The organism is Fructobacillus tropaeoli, from assembly GCF_016860625.1.
GTDB lineage: Bacteria > Bacillota > Bacilli > Lactobacillales > Lactobacillaceae > Fructobacillus > Fructobacillus tropaeoli.
The window spans coordinates 233,313-252,534 of the sequence record NZ_BOJU01000001.1; the positions used below are offsets into that span (position 1 = coordinate 233,313).

Annotated in this window: 18 protein-coding genes and 1 riboswitch; of the genes, 4 read left to right on the plus strand and 14 right to left on the minus strand. The window is 47.4% G+C overall.

The genetic code is table 11. The features are described 5' to 3' along the window. Positions 1-372: 372 nt before the first annotated feature. Together FT12353_RS01245 and FT12353_RS01250 are read right to left on the minus strand one after the other, a co-directional pair. A complete protein-coding gene (locus FT12353_RS01245) occupies positions 373-537 on the minus strand; it encodes a hypothetical protein (protein ID WP_158531858.1) in 165 nt (54 codons plus the stop codon). A 329-nt stretch (positions 538-866) separates the two neighbouring features. After that, the gene (locus FT12353_RS01250) at positions 867-3,119 is read right to left on the minus strand and encodes a hypothetical protein (protein WP_203617357.1); all 2,253 of its coding nucleotides are present in this window, start codon (positions 3,117-3,119) and stop codon (positions 867-869) included. Positions 3,120-3,473: 354 nt separating this feature from the next. Here FT12353_RS01250 and FT12353_RS01255 point away from each other — a divergent pair, with 354 nt between their 5' ends. Beyond that, positions 3,474-3,725 carry a hypothetical protein gene (locus FT12353_RS01255; RefSeq protein WP_373299296.1) on the plus strand — a complete coding sequence of 84 codons (252 nt, stop codon included), beginning with the start codon at positions 3,474-3,476 and terminating at the stop codon, positions 3,723-3,725. A 193-nt stretch (positions 3,726-3,918) separates the two neighbouring features. On the opposite strand, the gene trmB is transcribed toward FT12353_RS01255, so the two are convergent. The 3 genes from trmB to FT12353_RS01270 are packed head-to-tail and all read right to left on the minus strand — an operon-like array spanning position 3,919 to position 6,584. Further along, entirely contained in the window at positions 3,919-4,578 is a 660-nt protein-coding gene (trmB, locus tag FT12353_RS01260; protein WP_203617358.1) for a tRNA (guanosine(46)-N7)-methyltransferase TrmB, read from the minus strand. Between the two features lie 12 nt (positions 4,579-4,590). Next, positions 4,591-5,877, minus strand: coding sequence for an ABC transporter permease (locus FT12353_RS01265; RefSeq protein WP_203617360.1), 1,287 nt, complete (start codon positions 5,875-5,877; stop codon positions 4,591-4,593). Beyond that, positions 5,874-6,584 carry an ABC transporter ATP-binding protein gene (locus FT12353_RS01270; RefSeq protein WP_203617833.1) on the minus strand — a complete coding sequence of 237 codons (711 nt, stop codon included), beginning with the start codon at positions 6,582-6,584 and terminating at the stop codon, positions 5,874-5,876. The genes FT12353_RS01265 and FT12353_RS01270 overlap by 4 nt, the downstream gene beginning before the upstream one ends. 96 nt (positions 6,585-6,680) lie before the next feature. On the opposite strand from FT12353_RS01270, the gene FT12353_RS01275 reads away from it, so the two are divergent. The 3 genes from FT12353_RS01275 to FT12353_RS01285 are packed head-to-tail and all read left to right on the plus strand — an operon-like array spanning position 6,681 to position 8,301. Next, positions 6,681-7,109 carry an HIT family protein gene (locus tag FT12353_RS01275; RefSeq protein ID WP_203617362.1) on the plus strand — a complete coding sequence of 143 codons (429 nt, stop codon included), beginning with the start codon at positions 6,681-6,683 and terminating at the stop codon, positions 7,107-7,109. A gap of 3 nt (positions 7,110-7,112) precedes the next feature. Further along, entirely contained in the window at positions 7,113-7,352 is a 240-nt protein-coding gene (locus FT12353_RS01280) for a hypothetical protein (protein WP_059393441.1), read from the plus strand. A 49-nt stretch (positions 7,353-7,401) separates the two neighbouring features. Further along, complete coding sequence (locus FT12353_RS01285) at positions 7,402-8,301, plus strand: peptidylprolyl isomerase (protein WP_059393442.1); 900 nt, start codon at positions 7,402-7,404, stop codon at positions 8,299-8,301. 188 nt (positions 8,302-8,489) lie between these two features. Here FT12353_RS01285 and FT12353_RS01290 read toward each other — a convergent pair whose 3' ends face one another. The 9 genes from FT12353_RS01290 to FT12353_RS01330 all read right to left on the minus strand — a co-directional run bounded on the left by FT12353_RS01290 (position 8,490) and on the right by FT12353_RS01330 (position 19,199). Beyond that, the gene (locus FT12353_RS01290) at positions 8,490-9,530 is read right to left on the minus strand and encodes a 3'-5' exoribonuclease YhaM family protein (protein WP_203617364.1); all 1,041 of its coding nucleotides are present in this window, start codon (positions 9,528-9,530) and stop codon (positions 8,490-8,492) included. Continuing rightward, positions 9,523-11,928: an AAA family ATPase gene (locus FT12353_RS01295; RefSeq protein ID WP_203617367.1), complete on the minus strand. Its 2,406-nt coding sequence runs from the start codon at positions 11,926-11,928 to the stop codon at positions 9,523-9,525. Before FT12353_RS01295 ends, FT12353_RS01290 begins: the two co-directional genes overlap by 8 nt. Continuing rightward, positions 11,918-13,102 carry a metallophosphoesterase family protein gene (locus FT12353_RS01300; RefSeq protein WP_203617370.1) on the minus strand — a complete coding sequence of 395 codons (1,185 nt, stop codon included), beginning with the start codon at positions 13,100-13,102 and terminating at the stop codon, positions 11,918-11,920. The genes FT12353_RS01295 and FT12353_RS01300 overlap by 11 nt, the downstream gene beginning before the upstream one ends. 372 nt (positions 13,103-13,474) lie before the next feature. After that, positions 13,475-13,948, minus strand: a complete 474-nt coding sequence (ribH, locus tag FT12353_RS01305; protein WP_203617373.1) for a 6,7-dimethyl-8-ribityllumazine synthase — start codon at positions 13,946-13,948, stop codon at positions 13,475-13,477. 158 nt (positions 13,949-14,106) lie between these two features. Beyond that, positions 14,107-15,309: a GTP cyclohydrolase II gene (ribA, locus tag FT12353_RS01310; RefSeq protein WP_203617377.1), complete on the minus strand. Its 1,203-nt coding sequence runs from the start codon at positions 15,307-15,309 to the stop codon at positions 14,107-14,109. Continuing rightward, a complete protein-coding gene (locus tag FT12353_RS01315) occupies positions 15,302-15,904 on the minus strand; it encodes a riboflavin synthase (protein ID WP_203617391.1) in 603 nt (200 codons plus the stop codon). The genes ribA and FT12353_RS01315 overlap by 8 nt, the downstream gene beginning before the upstream one ends. Before the next feature lies 1 nt (position 15,905). Further along, positions 15,906-16,964, minus strand: a complete 1,059-nt coding sequence (gene ribD / locus FT12353_RS01320; RefSeq protein ID WP_203617394.1) for a bifunctional diaminohydroxyphosphoribosylaminopyrimidine deaminase/5-amino-6-(5-phosphoribosylamino)uracil reductase RibD — start codon at positions 16,962-16,964, stop codon at positions 15,906-15,908. Positions 16,965-17,116: 152 nt separating this feature from the next. Beyond that, a riboswitch (FMN riboswitch) is annotated at positions 17,117-17,247 on the minus strand. 123 nt (positions 17,248-17,370) lie between these two features. Further along, entirely contained in the window at positions 17,371-18,723 is a 1,353-nt protein-coding gene (glnA, locus tag FT12353_RS01325; protein ID WP_059393449.1) for a type I glutamate--ammonia ligase, read from the minus strand. A gap of 137 nt (positions 18,724-18,860) precedes the next feature. Then, positions 18,861-19,199 carry a MerR family transcriptional regulator gene (locus tag FT12353_RS01330; protein WP_059393450.1) on the minus strand — a complete coding sequence of 113 codons (339 nt, stop codon included), beginning with the start codon at positions 19,197-19,199 and terminating at the stop codon, positions 18,861-18,863. Positions 19,200-19,222: the final 23 nt, after the last annotated feature.

The following is a 19,222-nucleotide window of genomic DNA, read 5'->3' on the forward strand; positions in this document are numbered from 1 at the left end:
TTTGCACGACTTTCGAGTGAAAATAATAGCTTAACGCGTGTTTAACACATTTGAACGTGTTAAAAAAAAGACCTTACAAACGCCTTTAAATCAACGTTTTCAAACACAATAGCTTTAGACAGGCATTTGTATCAAAATATCAAATACGTCCTCTCGGTGCATTTAACATATTGGTCGATCCACGTTGATAACTGCTAATATAAGACAAACCAAAAGGCGTTTGCTTTCGTGAAAGAAAGCAAACGCCTTTTATTAAAAAAATAAATATTACTGCTCGTAAACAAGGTTCAGCAAGCATTGCTATTAAAACTAGCGAGTAGCCATTCACTATAACAAATAATGATGTTACTTATACTTACGTGTATTCATTAATTAAAACTGATGCAAAAACGCAATTTTAGTCATCATCCCCCAGACAGCTAAAATTTGATCCATATTGTGCATCAACAAGACGGCAATGAGGTAAAAGGCAATTACATCAATCACCGTCACCGCTGCTAAACCTGCAATTGTTCCTACTACCGCTTTTACATTCATTGCCCTACTCCCCTTTTTATGATTGAATTAATTTTTGAACCTGCTTAAATTTGTCAGTGTCTTTAACTGATTGACACTTCAAACAAAACGTTATGAAACGCCATCAGTAGCAACTAATCACCTTTATTGTTACAATTATATCACGAAACGATATAATTATTGTGATAACATTTCTTTATAATCAATATATTTCTGAATAGCTTTCATTCGACATGATATTCTCTTTAAAATCACAATTCTGATTTCATCCGACATTTTTTAGACATAAAAAAGCCAAAGGTTCTAAAAACCTTTGGCTTCAGTTAAAAACAATGAAGAACTTGTTATTTTTATTCGCGGGTTTTCTTGCTAGTTACCCCGAAGATTGCCAAAATACCAGCAAATGCAAGTGCTAAAATTCCTTGATTGCCACGATTACGCTGACCAGTAGCCGGCAAGACCGAACTGTTCTTTTCAACGCGAGTTGTTGCTACTGGCGTTGCTGTGATTCCGCCATTCGTTCCAGTTGTCGAAGCAATCGATGAAACTGGCGTTTCACTCGCCATGCCATTATTCAAAACAGCAGTTGCTGGTACTGCAGCATTAGCGCTCGTTGAGCTGCCAGTAGTTGAAATTCCACTGTTCGTGGATTCACCGGTCGTTGACGAACCGCTATTCGTGGTGCCGCCTGTGGTTGACGCTCCGCTAGTTGTATTGCCACTAGTAGTTGAAGTTCCACTATTCGTGGATCCACCGGTCGTAGATGTACCACCATTCGTCGTGCCACCTGTTGTTGACGTGCCACTGTTCGTAGATTCACCGCTTGTTGACGTTCCACCGCTCGTGCTTCCGCCGGTCGCTGAGGTATTATCAATCGCTTCAATCTGCGACAGCAATGCCTGCTTCGACTTCAAATCATCAGTATCAGTGCTCAACTGCTTTTGCAGATCAGTCAACTTACTTTGAGCGGCATCCAACGTTGACTGTGCCTGAGCCTGATTTGCCTGAGCAGTTTCCAAATCCTTTTGCTTAGCAGCAACATCCGCCGTATCAGCTGTACCATTACTTTCAGAATTAATTTTATTTTGTAAATCAGAAATTTGCTGGTTAAGACTAGCAATCGTGCTGTTCAAATTATCAACAGTTGTCTGCACATTAGCCTTCGCCTGTTGGGCCAAGATAATTTGGTTTTGCAAATCAGTATAAGTTGGATTTGTCACCTGTGTTGATGTATCAGCAACCTCGCTGGCACCGAGCTCCTCCGTTTCATCGACACTATCCGTCGTAACGGCTGAGGTAGCGGCCGCACTTGTTGATGGCGTGCTAGTCGAACTTGTCGATGAAGCAGTATAAATTGAAGGATCAACCGTTGAATCATTAGCAGACTTGGTCTGCTGTCCAAGCAAAGCCTGTTGCGAAGCACTATTGATAGCATAAACATCGTATAGTTGTTCAACCTGACCATTAATTGGGCTTAAACTGAAATTAATCGCAATACCCTGGTTAGCCGATTCAGCTGTTGGCTTCAAATCATCTGTAATACCCATCAAGGAATCGCGATGACCCCATTGGTTGGATCCGTCTTGATAAACCATGGCGGTAATAACATTTAAAATCCAAACCTTTGCCTGTAACATGGTTGTTGGATTTTGGCTTGAGTCCCCAGAAGTGCTAAAGTCCTGTGAATAAGTGCTTGGTATAAAACCAATCCCCTTCAAATAATCAATATTCATATAGTGGGGATAGCCACTTTTTACCTTTGGGTCTTGGTAACGCAATTGCGTTTTCTTCTGCATGTTGGTATCCAACTGTGCATAAGAACTAACCGGATTGACCCCAAATGATGCACGACCAGAATTAACAATGGTCATCGCATACTGACGTAATTCTTGCAATTGTTCCTGATTAGTCACGTCAAACTTAGCTGATGTGTCACCATCTCCGACAGTATACCAACCATAAAAACTATCATTGTTCGCTGTTTGGTCCACATTAGCCGGCTTAACCAATGTCAATGGCAATTGTTGTTGCGAATTAATCGTACCATTCGTCTCACCTTTACTTATGCCACCATCATCAGCCGTGGGTGTTGCTACGCTTGTACCATCAACAGTCTTTGGTGTGTTAGCCAATTTGTTTTGCAAATCAGTTACAGTCTGGGCATTCGTTTGCAACGTCTGCTGTGCCGGTGTCAAGGCTGACTGATTTTGTGCCAGGCTTGCCTTAGCTGTTGCAAGAGATTGGTTATCGGTTGCAACCTGTGATTGCTGATTAGAGGTAAGACTTCCCTGCTTAGCCGTCGCCAAAGCGGAATTGGCAGTTGCTGTGGCAGCCGTGGTGCTGGTCAAATTCTGTTGGGCACTATTCACAGTAGCCTGTTGGGAATCAACAGCTTGCTGGTCAGAGTCCACCACTTTTTGCTGGGTATCAACAGCAGCCTGCGCCTGCGCCTTTGTTTGCGTCGATGTTCCTGTCTGACCGGAGCTAGCAGCTGACGTCCCTTGGGTGGTGTCATCGGCATGTGCTGTCGTATTTGAAGCAGCAACTCCTGCCAGAGCAGCCGTCGCGGCTGCCAGTCCAATAATTTTTTTGGTATTACTCATTGTTTAATTGTCCCCCTCTGATTCTAAACTTAACCACACTCGTGTTAACTTTCACCAATCCGGTTCGCAACAAAAGGTACGCAACAGTATTTTAGAATAATGTGTCGTACTGGTGTCGATTATACAATTATTTTCTAATAAAAACCACACTGTTAAAAACTAAGCAATCTTATCAATCAAAGGCAAACAATTGTTGCATTTATAAGTCGAAGGTATACAATAAGGGTTAACTAAGCCAAAAGCAAAATTTCATCTCGGCCTCGGCCAATTTGATTTACTTTCCGGTCAAATTTCAATAAAATATTAGTAGGAAATCAATCATTCGTACACAACCATCAAATTCGTGAAAGGAAATTGCCCATGGTTCAATACAACTTTATTATGGCCTCAGCCCGCGTCGAAACTGACGTTCAACTACCCATCACTCCCCGTCGCGGTGACATCGTTTCGCTAACAACCGGCGTTGACACCCCTCACTACCTTGTTCAGCGAGTCGAGCTGTTTGCTAATTCCGACATCGTTAACCTCCACGTCCAGCGCTTCCCTGACCAACTTTCGGCCAAGCTTGCAATCGATGGTTTCCGTAACACCAGAAACTTCCTTTAAAAGGAAACATCCCCACAGAAAAATCCTCTTACCAGCAAATTGATTGGTCGCATTGTTGCGCTTCCCAGTCAAAGTTGATAAGAGGATTTTTTATTTTGCCGTCAGGCGTTACTGGCTCCAAACCTATCCATTCCCCGCCCAAACATTCTCAAGACAATAAAAAAACGACCTCTCGGTCGTTTTTTTATTGTCTTTAAAAGTGAGCCTTCACCTTGTAGATTGGTTGGCCCAAAGCCATGAACTTCTGTTCATACTCCGTTTCAACGTTGCCTTCAACCTTGTCAGCATCAGCATGCAAGTCCAAGGTATAGTCTTCTGGCGTCCAGCGCATTCCAAAGTCCATGAAGGAAACCAAAGAATACTCGAACAGATGGCGGTTATCAGTCTTGAATTCGACTTCCCCGCCCTCTGGCAAAACTGCTCGGTAAGAAGACAAGAAAGTCTTATAAGTCAAACGACGGCTTTCGTGTCGTGACTTTGGCCATGGATCAGAGAAGTTCAGGTAAATCTTTTGGATTTCGCCCTTCTCAAAATAAGTTTCCACTCCTGAACCATTACCGTAAAGGTAACGCAGGTTTGGCAAAATACCAACAGCCTCAAAAGACTTGCGGGCAGCAATCGCCACGGCCGTTTCTTGAATTTCCATCCCAATATAGTTGATATGCGGGTTCTTCTTGGCCATTTCCATAATGAACTGACCCTTTCCGGAACCGATTTCAACGTGAATTGGTTGGTCTTGGTCAAAAATTTCTTTCCAGTGGCCGCGCAACTTTTGTGCGTGTTCCTGGTCAATGACCAAATCAGTGTGAGCTTCAAGCCAAGGTTTGGCCCATGGTTTTGAACGTAAATGCATAAGTATTTCCTTTTAATTCTTTTTGTGTAAAGTTTTTGGAAGCCAAAGTCCATAAAGAACAAAGGCTAAAAGTAAGCCGCCTGCCAAAACAGCTAGGGCAGCCGCAGGACCCGCTATCAACAACATCATCAAGAAGGTCAAGCCAATCACGGTACTAGTAATTTCGGCTAAGACAACCAAGAAGGTTTTTTCTTGCTGATTTTTATCCGCGAAGGCTAACCGTGACCACAGCACCGCCCGCGTCTTTTCAAAGACCGGCAGTAACTGGAAGTTAATCAAGTAGACCAACACCGCCATCCCCGCCGCCTGTAGGTAATAACTATCCTTGGGCAAGGCCACCAGTAAAATCAGCCCAACCACAACCAGGCGAAGAACTAAGACGAGCTCGTCTCCACCGCGCAGGAGCTTAATCCAGAACAACCGGCGCATCGGCTCCTTTTGAAAGGAGAACCGGCCAAGCAAGTTGTCCAGGTAGGCCCGTCGTTTGACCACGGCACCCTGATTGGGTACCTGGGCAAAGAGACCGTAAAACTGCCAGACCGCCTGACTGTGCCGCTGACTCGTTGTCAAAGCGACATGCCAATCAATCGCACGCTGCGCCTTTTGGTGTTGCAAGAACCAAGTCACTGCAACCGCTGCTAGAATCACCGTTAGTCCCGACAAAATCCAAAGTCGCCATGGATCAGGTAGCAAAACAATCGCCAAGACCAAAACAAACGGCATGGCAAGGCGAATTAACCAGCTTGCTCTCGTTTGGTCAAATCCAGTCCAGGTATTCCCCCGTTCATGGCGGTCAAGGGCCTGAACGAGCATAAAGGCCTTACTTGCCACTAGAGTGAGCAAGGATAGCGACCAATCAACAGGATTGCCGAGACCGATGATATTCATCACTGGCCAGGCAAGACCAAGAAAAGCAATCTGCCAACCGGTAGCCAAGATGAAGGAACGACGCCAAGCCTGGTTGAGGTAGGTCTTCGTTAGGAAATCATCACTAGCCGAGAGAAAGACCCGGTCGGCCGAGTTGAGGTAAGTCACAAAGGAACCAAACTGCTGACCCAAAACCAACCAGAAAATCAGACCCATCTGCCAATAGGATGGTAAAAAAGCAATTGGCGTTTCCAGGGACTTCTTAGCTAATGATTGAAAGGCCAAGATGGCCGCCCCTATTACAATAAGAAGAAAGACGACAAAATGATCGTTAAACAGCAGGCGAAGGTAACGCTGATTTTGCCGATTCGTAGCCGCTGACCGGTCCTTGTAGAGCCGGTTTAAGTCAAGTTTCTTACTGTCAGCCGTCATGAAAAGAGTTCATCCATTTCGGTTAAAGTTAGCTGGTGCTCGGCCGCCAATTCTTCGGGGCTTGCCTGCTCGCGAACCTCGCCCTGGTCCAGCCAGACAAATTGATCAACAAAGGCTGCCGCCGAGGACAGCAAATGTGTCGTCAAAAGGATTGCGCCACCCGCCTTGGTTCGGTCTTCCATCAGTTGCACTAAGGCCTTTTGGGCCAAAACATCCAGACCGAGGAATGGCTCATCGATAACCATTAATGGCGCTTCGAGACTGAAAGCCGCCACTAACATCACCTTTTGCTGCATGCCCTTGGAAAAGTGCTTAGGCAACCAGTGCAACTTGTCATCCAAGCGGAACGTTGCCAACAAGGTCATCGCCTGGTGCCAATGTGCCTGGTCGTCAAGGCCATGACTGGCCAACATGAGATGGATATGTTCCGCCAGGGTCAACTCGTCATAAAGGATTGGCTGTTCTGGAATATAGGCCAACTGCTCCTTAAAGGCAGTTGGATTCTGGACGAGGTCCACCTCGTTCAAAACCACCTTTCCTGCTCGAATTGGTCGTTCCCCAATAATATGTTTGAAGGTAGTCGACTTTCCGGCTCCATTTAAGCCGATTAACGCGACAATTTGCCCATCAGGTACCGTGATGGAAACGTCTTTTAAGACATCTTGGCCAGCATAGCCACCATATAATTTTGTAATTGATAGTCCCATAGCCATTATTATACCAGGTTCTAGTCTGAGAACGGTTGTTTTGCCTGAATTTTGCTATAATAGAAAATAAAGCAATACAGGAAAAAGGAGGCCATTATGGCAGATATCTTTGACAAAATCATCGCAGGAGAAATTCCTTCTTATAAAGTCTATGAAGACGACGACTTACTCGCCTTTTTGGATATTTCCCAGGTTACCCCTGGTCACACGCTCTTAATTCCCAAAAAGCACGTCGATGACATCTTCGCCTACGATGATGACATCGCTCAAAAGGTTTTGTTGAAGTTGCCGGTCTTGGCTCGCGCCATCAAGTCTGCCGACAAAACCATTACCGGTATCAATATCTCATCCAACAATGGTCCCTCAGCTGGTCAAACCGTCATTCATTCTCACTGGCACCTGATTCCTCGTCGCGATGGTGACGGTTTAAACGACGCCCTAGCACCAACGATTGACAATTCTGACCAGTACGACGAAAGCCGTTACGAGGAACTCGCTCAAAATATTAAGAAAGAATTGGAGTAAGCCATGGCATTTGCACGAGTAAAAGCAACCATCACGGAATTCAAGACGATTTTGCGCCTCAGTCAGCGGGCAAAAAAGCAAGTCACCGTCTTAACGCAAGCGCTCGAGGCAAACCAAGCTGATTTGGCAGAATTACAACGGGCAGCCAAGCGTACCCAATATGAAAACCAAGTTCACCTCGATCGAATCAAGGAAGTTCAAGAAAAAATGAAGGCAACGCAGTCGAACGATTCAAAACTGTGATAGAATAGTCTTTGTATCAATTATTTCAACTCGGAAGGAAACTAATTTTATGCACCGCAAAGTTATCTGGGGATTCATCGTCATCGTCTTTGTTGCTGGCGTTGCCTACCTCGGTTTGTCCACTTCGAAGACATTGGCCACGACCGATGCCGGTAAAATCACCCAAGAAGAATACTACGACAAGGTAAAATCCTCGTCTGCTGGTAAGCAAGTCTTCGCCCAAATGGTGATTGATAAGGTCTTGGAAAAGCATTACGGATCACAAGTTTCAAAATCAGACGTAACCAACGCTTACACAACAGCTAAGGCTCAATATGGTGATTCATTTGCTACTATGTTGACTCAGTCAGGGTTGACGGACACTCAGTACAAAGAATCACTGCGCGAAAAGCTTGTGATGAATGCAGCAGTTAAGGCTAACTACAAGATTTCAAAGGATAAGTTGAACGACGCCTATAACAACTACGTCCCTGAGACGACGATTTCTTTGATTACGGCAAAGGACCAAGATACCGCTCAACAGGCCATCGATGCCTTGAACAACGGTACTTCATGGGATGACGTTTACAAGCAATATTCATCAAAGAATACACAAGTTAACAAGTCCGGTCAGTTGCCTGCCTTCGATTCAACAAATACTACTGTTGATTCTGAAATCCGTAAGGCCGCCTTTAACCAGGATGCAGGTTCTTACTCATCATCACCTGTTAAGCCTTCATCTGGTTCAAACTACTATGTTGTCCGCACTGACAAGATGGCAAGTAAGCCAGCCGAAAGCAAGGTTGAGCAGAAGTTGAAGGATAAGTTGACTAACGACTTCTTGAGCGATTCAAACAACGCAACTGAAATTCAAAAGATTGTTGGTAAGATTCTCCGTAAGGATGATGTTAGCATCAAGGATTCTGATTTGAAGAACTCTTTGTCAGGTTACTTAACCGCTGGCGTTTAATCAATCAGTAACAATTAAAAAAAGAAAAGAGGATTCCAATCGGAATCCTCTTTTTTGATGTGGTTGAATTGTGGATGGGCTTTAGGTTAGCCTAGGTATTCGCAGTCCCGAATTAAGCCCTTTTATCGAGAATTGGTTTAGCCCCCATTTTATTGAGCTTTGCTTAAGGCCGCGCCACCTTTTTGGGTTTAAAACAGCGCCGTTGGGTCGATTGGCGAACCTGCTTCCGGGTCTTCCGGCGGCAGTGGTGGCAAGTCATCATCCGTCGGACTGGCTGCCCTTTGAACGCTCTCCGGACGGTAGAATGCTCGATTATCCATAGCGAAAATTCGCTTTGAGAACTCGCCAGGTTCGGTTTGTTCCATGGCGCCCGTCATCATTTGAATTGAGGCGTCCATCTCATCCAGCTGATGAAGAATTTCGGCTTCCATCATCTGAGGGCGAACGGGTGATCCGTACTCCAGAAGCCCGTGATGAGCCAGCACAACATGCCGTAAAATCAGAACATCTTCCTGGTTCAAATCCATTTTGAGCTCATTAGCTGCCAACACTAGTTGCTCGTCAATCAAAGTGATATGACCAATCAACTTACCGGCCCGAGTGTACTCCGTTGAGGCTGGACCCGAAAGTTCAATCACCTTACCCAAGTCGTGCAGCAGTGCACCGGCCAGCAACAAATCCTTATTTAACTGAGGGTAAAGGTCGCTGACCTTATCCGCCAAGCGTGCAATTGATAGGCTATGGAAGGCCAAACCCCGAGCAAAGGCGTGGTGATTGGTCTTAGCAGCCGGAAATTCCATGAAGTCATCGTGGAACTTCTTGAACAACTGGCGGACCAAGCGGTTCCATGTTGGTTGGGTAATTTTAAAGATGGTATCCGTTAGTTCCGATTCCAAATCAGCCTTCTTAACGGGGGCACTTTTGATAAAATCTGCCGCTGAGCTAGGCTCACCGTCTTCAGTCAAGCGGAGTTGACTGATTTGAATTTGTGGGCTACCCTTAAAGGCTGACCGGGTACCGGTAACCTTAACGACTCGACCAGCCTGAAACTGGTCAATGCCCTCTTTGGTCACATCCCAGAGGTTTCCGGGAATATCACCTGACCTATCCGAAAAGGTCAAAGCCAGGTAATCCTTGCCGGTTTTGGTTTGGCGAACGTCGGCCTTCTTTAACAAGGCAAAGGCGTCAACCGTGTCATTTTCATGGTACTGCAGTAATAACTTAGCCATTTATCTCTCCTAAATTAATCTCCTGGTCGGCTGCTTTCTGACTGGTAAAGGTCCAGAACAGGACTTGCCGGTCACGTGCCAGGTCCTCTAATAAGGATAGCACTTCAGCCTGACGGTTCTCATCAAAATTCACAAAGGCGTCATCAACTAGGATTGGCAGATTTTCTGTTAGCTGTAAGCTTGTAATCAAGGCCAAGCGAACGGCCAAATAGGCCTGGTCCGCTGCCCCGGTCGACAATTCAGCCAAGGTAAAGGATTGGTTGTCTCGGTCAAAGACCTGCACCTGCTTCTCGGTAATTTGCATTTTTTGGTAGTGCCCTAGGGTCAAGCGGTGAAGGTACGTTCCCGCCTGGTCTTGGACCCGAGTACTTAAGTCCTGATCCTGGCCGTTAAAAATGTTTTGAATCAAGGCTGGCAAGAGCGACTTCTCTAGATATCGACCAAAGTCCTCAGTTAAGCGTGCCTCCTGATTGGCCACTTCCTGGGTCAAATCCTGGAACTGGCTTTCGGAAACCATGGCGGCCTGGTCAACTTGCAAGGCTTGGACCTGCTTGGTCGCCTGTTCCTTAGCAAATTCGAGGCCCTTTTGCTCCTCCGCCAAATCAGCCACTGCCTTTTCTAATGCAGGCCGATTTCGATATTTGACCAACTGTTTGCGGCGGTCTGCACCAATCTGTTGGTATAAATCAGCCAAGCGCTGGTCGTTCTTAGCCCGGTCATTTTGCTTGGCCAAGGCAGCGGACAACTGGTCAAGTGAGGCCAAACCGTTGTCCTGCAAAATTTTTTGTAACTGGGTCTGAACCTGGTCTCGTTCCTGATAAAGCTGGTGCTCCAGGTCTGCCGCATGGTCCTTTTCGACCCGACGCTTTAAGCCAGCAGCCGGATCCAAACCGTACAATTGACCAGCCTGGTCCACTGCGGCCAGAAGCTCCTGGTAATTGTCCCCCATTGATTCTTGCAGGTGGGCAAAGCGCTTGGCATCAATCTGGTTCAGGCGTTGACTGATTTGGTCAGCTAATGTCTGAACCTGGCGACCGAGGTCACGTGATCGTTTTTTAGCATCTTGGGCCAACATGGCATCATACTGGCCCGCTACAATCGTTTCCTTATCCCATGGCGCAAAGGGAGCCATCACTTCGGCGACTCGGTCATGGTGGCGCTTGGCCAAATAACCCGTGGCCACCATGGTGACGGCCAGCAGTCCCGCAACTGGAAGGCCCAGCCCTAAGGCAAAGGCGCCAACTAACAGAACCACACTGGCCACTGCTCCACCCAACCAGTAGTTGCGTTCCTGCAGGAGGCGGAAATCAGCGGTATCAAGCGGTTCTGGTGCCTGACCCTGGAATTGCTGGTTGAACTTTTCAACCTGCTGGTTGGCACTATGGATTTGGCCAAGTAGCCCTTTGAGGGCCTGGCTCGTTTCGGTCAGTTCCTGGAGTACAGCCACAATTTCGGCCTGGTTGAGGTTGGCCAGTTGACCATCTTTGAGTTTCGCCCGCCGCTCATTCGCCTCCGCTAGCTGTTGGTTAAGCCAGTCAAGTTGCAGGGCTAGTTGCTGTAACTTGTCCTGGTCCGCGGTGCTGATTTTTTGTTGGGGACGGTTGACCTGCTGACCACCATCGGCTCCCGTGGCCTCCAATGCCAACGCTTCTTGATAAAGGTCCCAATAGGACAACAAATCCTGAGCCGCTGTTAGCTGCTCCTTGATCGTTGCCAATTGTTGGTCTTGACCCGCAATTTTTTTCTGCAAGTCTTCCACCTGGTTGCCCTTTTCAAGGTACTGGTTTAGCGATTGCGCTTGATCGAAGCGACTTTCCTGCCGTTGTTGGTAGGCCTGGCTGGCTAAGTTAAGCGGACGCTTCCCCGTTTTTTGTTTGGCAAAGAGCTGACTACCATCTTTTTGTTGGTCGGTTGCCCAGGCCAGCCACTTCGACGCCCGCGGTTGCGTGTAGGTCAACAGGTGCTTTTCCAAATCAGGGCCTGTTAACTGGTTGACCAGTTGCAGGTCCTTAGCATCGAAGGCAAAAATCTGCTCATAATCTATTCGACTAAGCGGCCCAAATAGTTGAGTTAAGAATTCTTCGCCATCTGCCAAGGCCTGACCGTCTGCCAAGTTAACAATCGTTAACTCCGACTGCGTTCGGTTCATCCGTTGAATGCGGTAGGTCCCCTGGCTGATTTCTAAGTCGAGGTAGCCACCATAGGCCGCACCAGACCGGGGCTCGTATTTTTGGCTAGCTCGGGCCTTGTAACCAAATAAAACACCCAAGATAAAGGCCTTGAGGGTCGATTTCCCGGCTTCGTTTTGACCAAAAAAGGCCTGAAAGTCGGCTAAATCTGTCAGTGTTAAATCCGACCAGCGGCCAAAACCAGAAATATGAATCGTTTTAATCTTCATCCTGGCCTCCTTCCACTAAGTCCTGGTAAAGGCGGTCGGCTAAGTCGGCCTGGCCCTCTTCTGAATAAAAATAATCTCTGATAAACGTTGGCGCCTGGTCTGAAAGCCACTGACCAACGCTGTCTGCTTGGACCACCTGATGAATGGCCGCCTGCAAATCAACATCAGCGGGCAACGCTGGGCGCTTTGGGTTAGCAGCCGTTGTGACAATCTGGGCTTTCACTGGCCAATAGTCACTGTTACTTTTCCGGCTAGCCTGCAGACTTTCCAGCAAGGTGCCAAAGCGTGCAGCCTCCTCAATATCCGGACCAACCTGCCCCGTTAATTCAAGTATCACCAGAGTTGGCTGTTCCCAGTGGTAAGCATTTAACTGGCCCTGCAATGTTGCCAAATCAGGACAATTTTGAATTTGAACCCGCTGCCACAAAACGGGGGCAACCGGATAAAATTCCGGTACTAGACCCTGGCCGTCCTGGTCGGAAACCAGGAAAAAGCCCTTTTCGCCATCTTCATTGCGGTTGAGGCCCTGAAGGTTCCCAGAATAGGCAACTACAGGGTTACGGTGGAGAATTTGACGGACGTGAATGTGGCCGAGAGCCCAGTAATCATAACCCTTTGCCACCATGTCTGGTAGTGAAAAGGCTGCATAGTTCTCGCCATCCTGGCCAACGACGCCGTGGTACATCCCCAAGTGATAATCAACCCCCGCCTGCTTAACCGGAAAATCTGGCAAAGCCGACTGGCGGTGTTGCCGGTCCGTATAAGAAAAGGCTGAAATGGCGACCTTCGCTCCTGATTTTGTCGTAATCGTCTTTGTTTCAACTTCCGGGCCAAAAACCAAAACTCGGTCTGGCCAGGTCGGATGAACCTGCTGTCCTTGCTGAAAATCGTGGTTTCCAAAGGAAATAGCGGACCAAATGCCGGCCTGATCCAATTGGGTCAAAGCCTTCGTTAAGCGCTCCTGAATCAGTGGCGAATTATCGGAACCGTGGTATAAATCACCCGGAAATAAGACCAAGTCGACCTCTTGATCAACCGCAAATTCAACTAAGCGATCCAGCGCCGTAAAGGTCGCCAATTGAACATTTTTTTGAAAGTCCGGGCTCAGGTGTTGGCTCAACCCGGTAAAGGGATTGCCCAGGTGAACATCCCCGGCATGAATAAAACTAAGCATCGTCTTCCTTCCACTTTCTTTGCATCAAATCGCCCAAAGAGAACAGGCGTTCGTATCCTCTATTATACAAAATATACTTCCCCTTGCGCCACTATCCACGGCTATTTTCACATTTTTTCATAGAAAAAGGCAATGGCAGAACGCCATTGCCTAAGAAATTAGAAAGTTACCAGCTGCTTACGGATTGTCCTGGCTCAAGAGTCGTCAAATACTCGTATAATGACCTCATAAGCAGCACAGCTCGGTCCAACTTATAACGTCGCCAACTGTTTGTACAATGACCGCCATTAGTCACAGTAGTTCGACCCAACTTACAGCGTCGCCAACTGTTCATACAACAACCGCATTAGTAGCAACGGTTCGCGGCCCGACTTACAGCATCGCCAACTGTTCGTACAATGACCGCATAAGTAGCAGTGAACCAGCTACCTCAAAGCCCTTATTGCCGGCCTTACCACCCGACCGCTGTACCGCCTGGTCAAAAGTATTAGTGGTTAGGACACCATTGACTACCGGAATCGGGCTGACTCTGGCAAGGTTAGCTATCTGACTGACTGTTTGGTTCACGACCACCTGGTAGTGGTCGGTTTCTCCCTGAATCACGGCACCAAGGCAAATCAGTCCCGAAAAGCGTTCACTATCAACCAACTTTTGTGCCACGGCTGGAATTTCCAAAGCACCGGGCACATGGACCACCACCATTTCGTCTTCCGTTAATCCCTGTTGCCGCAATTGTGTTACCGCGCCGGTTACTAGGGGTTCCGTAATCGCGGTATTAAAGTCCGAAACGATAATCGCAACGGGCTTTTCACTTTGGCTTAACATCTTTCCTTGGTATGTCTTCATTGTCTTCTCAATCCTTTTTCTATTTTTGGGTACCGACTGCTTGAATGACTATTTTTAGGGTAAGGCTGATCAACTTCTCGATTGGTCATCTCAATCATCGGCTGCTCACCATTTAGCTACCAATCTACCTGGTCGCCACCGTCCTCAATCACTCACCATTAAATCTGGTATTGAGTAAAAACCTGGCCTAATTTTTCAGCCTTCGTCTGCAAGTAGGCTGTATTCTCATTTGCCTGGCCAACTTCTAATGGCACGCGGTCAACCACATCAATCCCGTAGGCACGCAGGGCTGCTACCTTATCCAAATTATTCGTCAACAGCCGAATTTTCGTCAGCCCCGCCTGCTTCAGCATCAGCGCTGCTCGCTCATAATTGCGTTCATCGGCCTGGTGCCCCAAGGCCAAGTTAGCTTCCACTGTATCATAACCATTTTCTTGCAAAAGATAAGCCTTGAGCTTATCATGCAGACCAATCCCACGACCTTCCTGCCGTAAATAAACAACCGCACCACCTTCTTGACCAATTTGGCTTAAGGCAGCTTCAAGCTGTGGTCCACACTCGCAGCGTTTGGAACCAAATAAGTCGCCAGTGTCACATTCCGAATGCACACGTACGAGTGGCACATCCCCAGCCTGTTGGCTGCTTTCAAGCAACAAATCCGGTTCTCGCTCTTGGCCGGTTGCAATAAAATCAGTTAAGAAAAACTGCCCATAACGGGTTGGTAACGTAACCCTAGGTCCAGCAGTCAACTCAACACCCTCCTCTCGCTCAATATAATCCCGGATGTCTCGAATGCTGATATATTCCAACCCCTGGTCCTTGGCTAATTTTGCTAGGTCCTCTTGCCTAGCCATCTTACCGTCCTCACGCAAAATTTCAATAATATAGGCTACGGGGGGAACACCCGCCAATTCAGCCAGGGTCACAGCCGCTTCCGTATGTCCTTGTCGTTCCTTCAAGCCACCGGCCGCTGCTATCAAAGGAAAAATATGGCCCGGTCGGTCAAAATCAGTCGCTTTCGCCGAAAGATTAGCCAGTTCCCTTAATGTCTGTGCCCGATCATTGGCCGACACACCAGTCGTTGTAGCCACATGGTCGACCGCGACCGTAAACCGTGTGCCAAACTTCTCACTGTTCTGCTGGACCATTTCTGGCAGGTCAAGATTTTGCGCCCGGTCGGCTGTCATCGGCGCACAGAGAACGCCCCGACCGATTGACAATGCCTGGTTAATTTTGGCCGGGCTGGCCAAAGCGGCCAAGCCAACCAAATCGCCTTCATTTTCACGACTGTGATCATCTTGAACAATAATCAATTCCCCTCGCTGCAGTGCTGCAAGGGCTCTTCTAATTTTTTCAGACATGGAGGGCCTCCCGCCGTTGGCTGTACTTGGCTAAAATATCTGTTTCGACATTAACGAAATCGCCAACCTGCTTCGTGCCAAAGGTTGTGTTTGCCTGCGTTATCGGAATCAGACCAATGGTGAGCACCGGACCGGCAACTCGAACAATCGTCAGAGACGTTCCGTCCAATGCCACTGACCCCTTGGAAACGAAATACGGCCAGAGACTTTCATCCTCGACCTGAATTTCCAGTTCAATAGTCTGCCCCACTTTCGTTTGACTAATAATTTTGCCCCGGCCATCGACATGGCCCAAAACAAAATGACCGTCCAATCGACCAGCCAGCGGTAAACTTTTCTCAAGGTTGACCCGGTCCCCAACGACCAAATTGCCAAACGTCGTTTGCGCAACCGTTGGCGCCATAATCTCAAAACGCGCCTGCTGGTCTGATTTATCAACGATTGACAGGCAAACACCGGTAACCATAATCGAATCTCCCAACTGACTATCGTCAAAGAACCCCGCCGGTCCCTGGATGGTATAAGCATAATTTTGACGGTCTATTTCTTCCACCGCCGTAATGCGGCCAATCGCCGCCACAATTCCTGTAAACATCTTAGTGAACCTTCCGCTCAAAATGAAAATCAATGGCATTGCCAACAACCTTGGTCGCTTTCAATTGACCACCAGCCGCTGCGATTGCCGTTGGCGACAAGCCCTGAACCCCGACTGAACCAAAACGACTCGCCGTTTGATATAAATCAAAACTTTGCCAAGCCTGCTCCTTTAAGAAAGCCTTGATGATGGTTGGCCCGCCTTCAACTAACAGTGATTGACAACCGCGTTGCCCTAGGTCAACCAACAATTCCTGCAAGTCACCCGACCATTCTTGTACTTGGTCAAAGTCCCGCACAAAGTCCTTATTTTGACTATAAATCAGCGTTCTCGTTGCCCACTGGCCGGCGGCCACTTGCTTCTGCAGCCTGCCCCGCCGATCCAAAATCACCCGTAAGGGTTGGTCATGATCAATTTTCACGAAACGAACCGTTAAGGCCGGTTGATCAACTAGCGCCGTTTCGGAGCCAATCAAGATCGCACTTTGTCGGCCACGCAGAGCGTGGATGGCTTGATCAGCCACTTGGTCCGTGATTTTCGTTTGTTGGCCCTGCTTAGCCGCTACCCGCCAATCGCCACTCTCGGCTAACTTCAACTGCACATAAGGTTTGCCGGTCTTGTGATAATAGACAAAAGCGGGATTTAACAGCGCCTGCCGGTCAACATCGGCCCCTTGCACATCGACTTCAACACCCGCCGCCTGCAGGATAGCAACTCCACGGCCATTGACCGCCGGATTTGGATCCAGACTGCCAATCACCACTCGACCAATTCCGGCATCAATCACCGCTTGTGTACAGGGGCCCACCTTTCCCTGCCGGCAACAGGGTTCTAAACTGACATAGAGGGTCGCTGATTTTAAATCAGTCCCCGGCTCAACCTGGGCCAAGGCATCAACCTCAGCATGGCGGTCACCGTAACGATGATGGTAGCCCTGACCTAAAACCTGGCCATTATGGTCCACGATAATCGCCCCCACCCGCGGATTTTTCCATGTGTCCTTTGGGTTCGCCTGTTTTGCTAAGGCGATTGCCCAGGCTAAACCAATTTCATCATTCATTTCGACTCCGATCCACTCCGGGCATAAAAAAACCGGTGTGATTTAAAATCACACCGGAGCAAATCGAAATTAGATTCTGCAAATAAAGACTTCAAGCGCCGTCTTCGTGTCGCCAAAAGGACGACAAAAAACTAGCTAAAAAAGCCCTCTTTGTTTATCTTCTCCCATCCAGACTTTACTGTCGGTTACAGAATCTCACTGTATCAATCAATTGCTTGAGTCACGGACTGAGGCTTACGCCATCACCGTCGGTCGGGAATTACACCCTGCCCCGAAGATTTATATTATTTTTTCTTAGTGTAGCACATCCTACTTTTGAAAAACAATCCTAAAATTAGAAAAAACGAGGACTGATTTATTCAAAGACAATAAAAAAACCGACTATCAGCCGGTTTTAAAATATTGATTAGTAGTTCATGAAGTAGTTATCCAATTCCCACTGTGAAACAAATTGACGGTATGAAGTATATTCAATCTTCTTAGCTTCAATAAACTTATCAGTAATGTGTGTACCGATAGCATCGATTACAACATCATCATTAGCCAATTCATCAAGGGCAGCCAACAACGTATCAGGCAAGTTCACGATGCCAGCCTTCTTACGTTCGTTTTCATCCATCAAGTAGATGTTCTTATCAACGTGAGCTGATGGTTCCAACTTGTTGTCGATACCATCCAAACCAGCTGACAAAATAGCAGCCAAGGCAGTATATGGGTTAGTCGTTGGATCAACTGAACGCAATTCCAAACGAGTTGCCAAACCACGTGAGGCTGGTACTCGAACCATTGGTGAACGGTTTGATGCTGACCAAGCAACATAAACTGGGGCTTCAAAACCAGGAGTCAAACGCTTGTATGAGTTAACCGTTGGGTTAGCCAAGGCAGTCAAGGCTGGGGCGTGCTTCAAGACACCACCCAAGAAGTGCATAGCCGTGTCAGACAAGCCCAAGTTCTTGTCAGCATCGTGGCCATCAAAGACGTTCCCGTCCTTGTCAAACAAAGACATGTTCGTGTGCATTCCTGAACCGTTAATACCTGAAACAGGCTTTGGCATGAAGGTTGCGTAGTAACCGTTATTACGAGCGATTGTCTTTACAACCAACTTGAAAGTCTGAATCTTGTCGGCCATGTCAACGGCGTCTGAGTACTTGAAGTCAACTTCGTGCTGACCAGCAGCAACTTCGTGGTGGGCAGCTTCAACTTCAAAGCCCATCTTTTCAAGCGTCAAAACGATTTCACGACGAACGTTTTCACCGCGGTCCAATGGTGCCAAGTCGAAGTAGTTTCCATGGTCATTTAGTTCCATGGTTGGTTCGCCCTTTTCATCCAATTTGAACAAGAAGAATTCAGGTTCCGTACCAACGTTGAAGGCAGTAAAGCCTTCAGATTCGGCACGGGCAACGGCATCCTTCAAGGCAATTCGTGGGTCACCCTTAAATGGTGTCCGATCCTTTGAGTACACGTCCGCAATCAAACGGGCAACTTTTCCACCATGTTCGTCGGTCGCCCATGGGAAGATCATGAACGTTGACAAATCAGGATAGAGGTACATATCAGATTCGTTAATCCGAACGAATCCTTCAATTGAAGAACCGTCGAACATCAGGTCATTGTCCAAGACCTTGTCCAGTTGTGAAACTGGCACTTCAACGTTCTTGATAGCGCCCAAAACGTCAGTGAATGTCACGCGAATGAATTCAACTTGTTCGTCTTGAACGATTTGCTTAATGTCTGCTTTGGTGTAAGAAGGTTTTGCCATTAGAAACTCCTTTACTTGGCTGCTATAGTGGGTACATTTTTTCTTGGCTGAAGGCTTTCTCCAGCCAAGCTGGCCAGCTGGTCAGCTTTTTTCAATCATCAATTCATTGTTCACATTTGGTCAATTAACCGACCAAATCAGTGGTTATTAAAGCGGGCGATTTGAGCAAATTCATCTTGCAACGAGCGGCGCAGGCTACTATCAACGCCGGCCTGTTGCTGATTTTTCCGTTCGGCTTTGGCAAAGAGTTCTTTAATATCGGCAGTGGAATCACCAGCATCAAGGTAGTCCTTAATTTGCAAGAGCCGATCAATATCGTTTAAAGAAAAACGGCGTTGACCACCCTTACCCCGTTTTGGAGTGATTAATTCGTGCTGTTCGTAGTAACGAATCTGGCGGTCGGTTAGCAGGGTCAACTCGCGGACGGTTGACATCGGTAAAACGGCTCGGTTACGTTGCAATTCAGAACTGGACATGAAAAACTCCTTTCAGCTGGTGA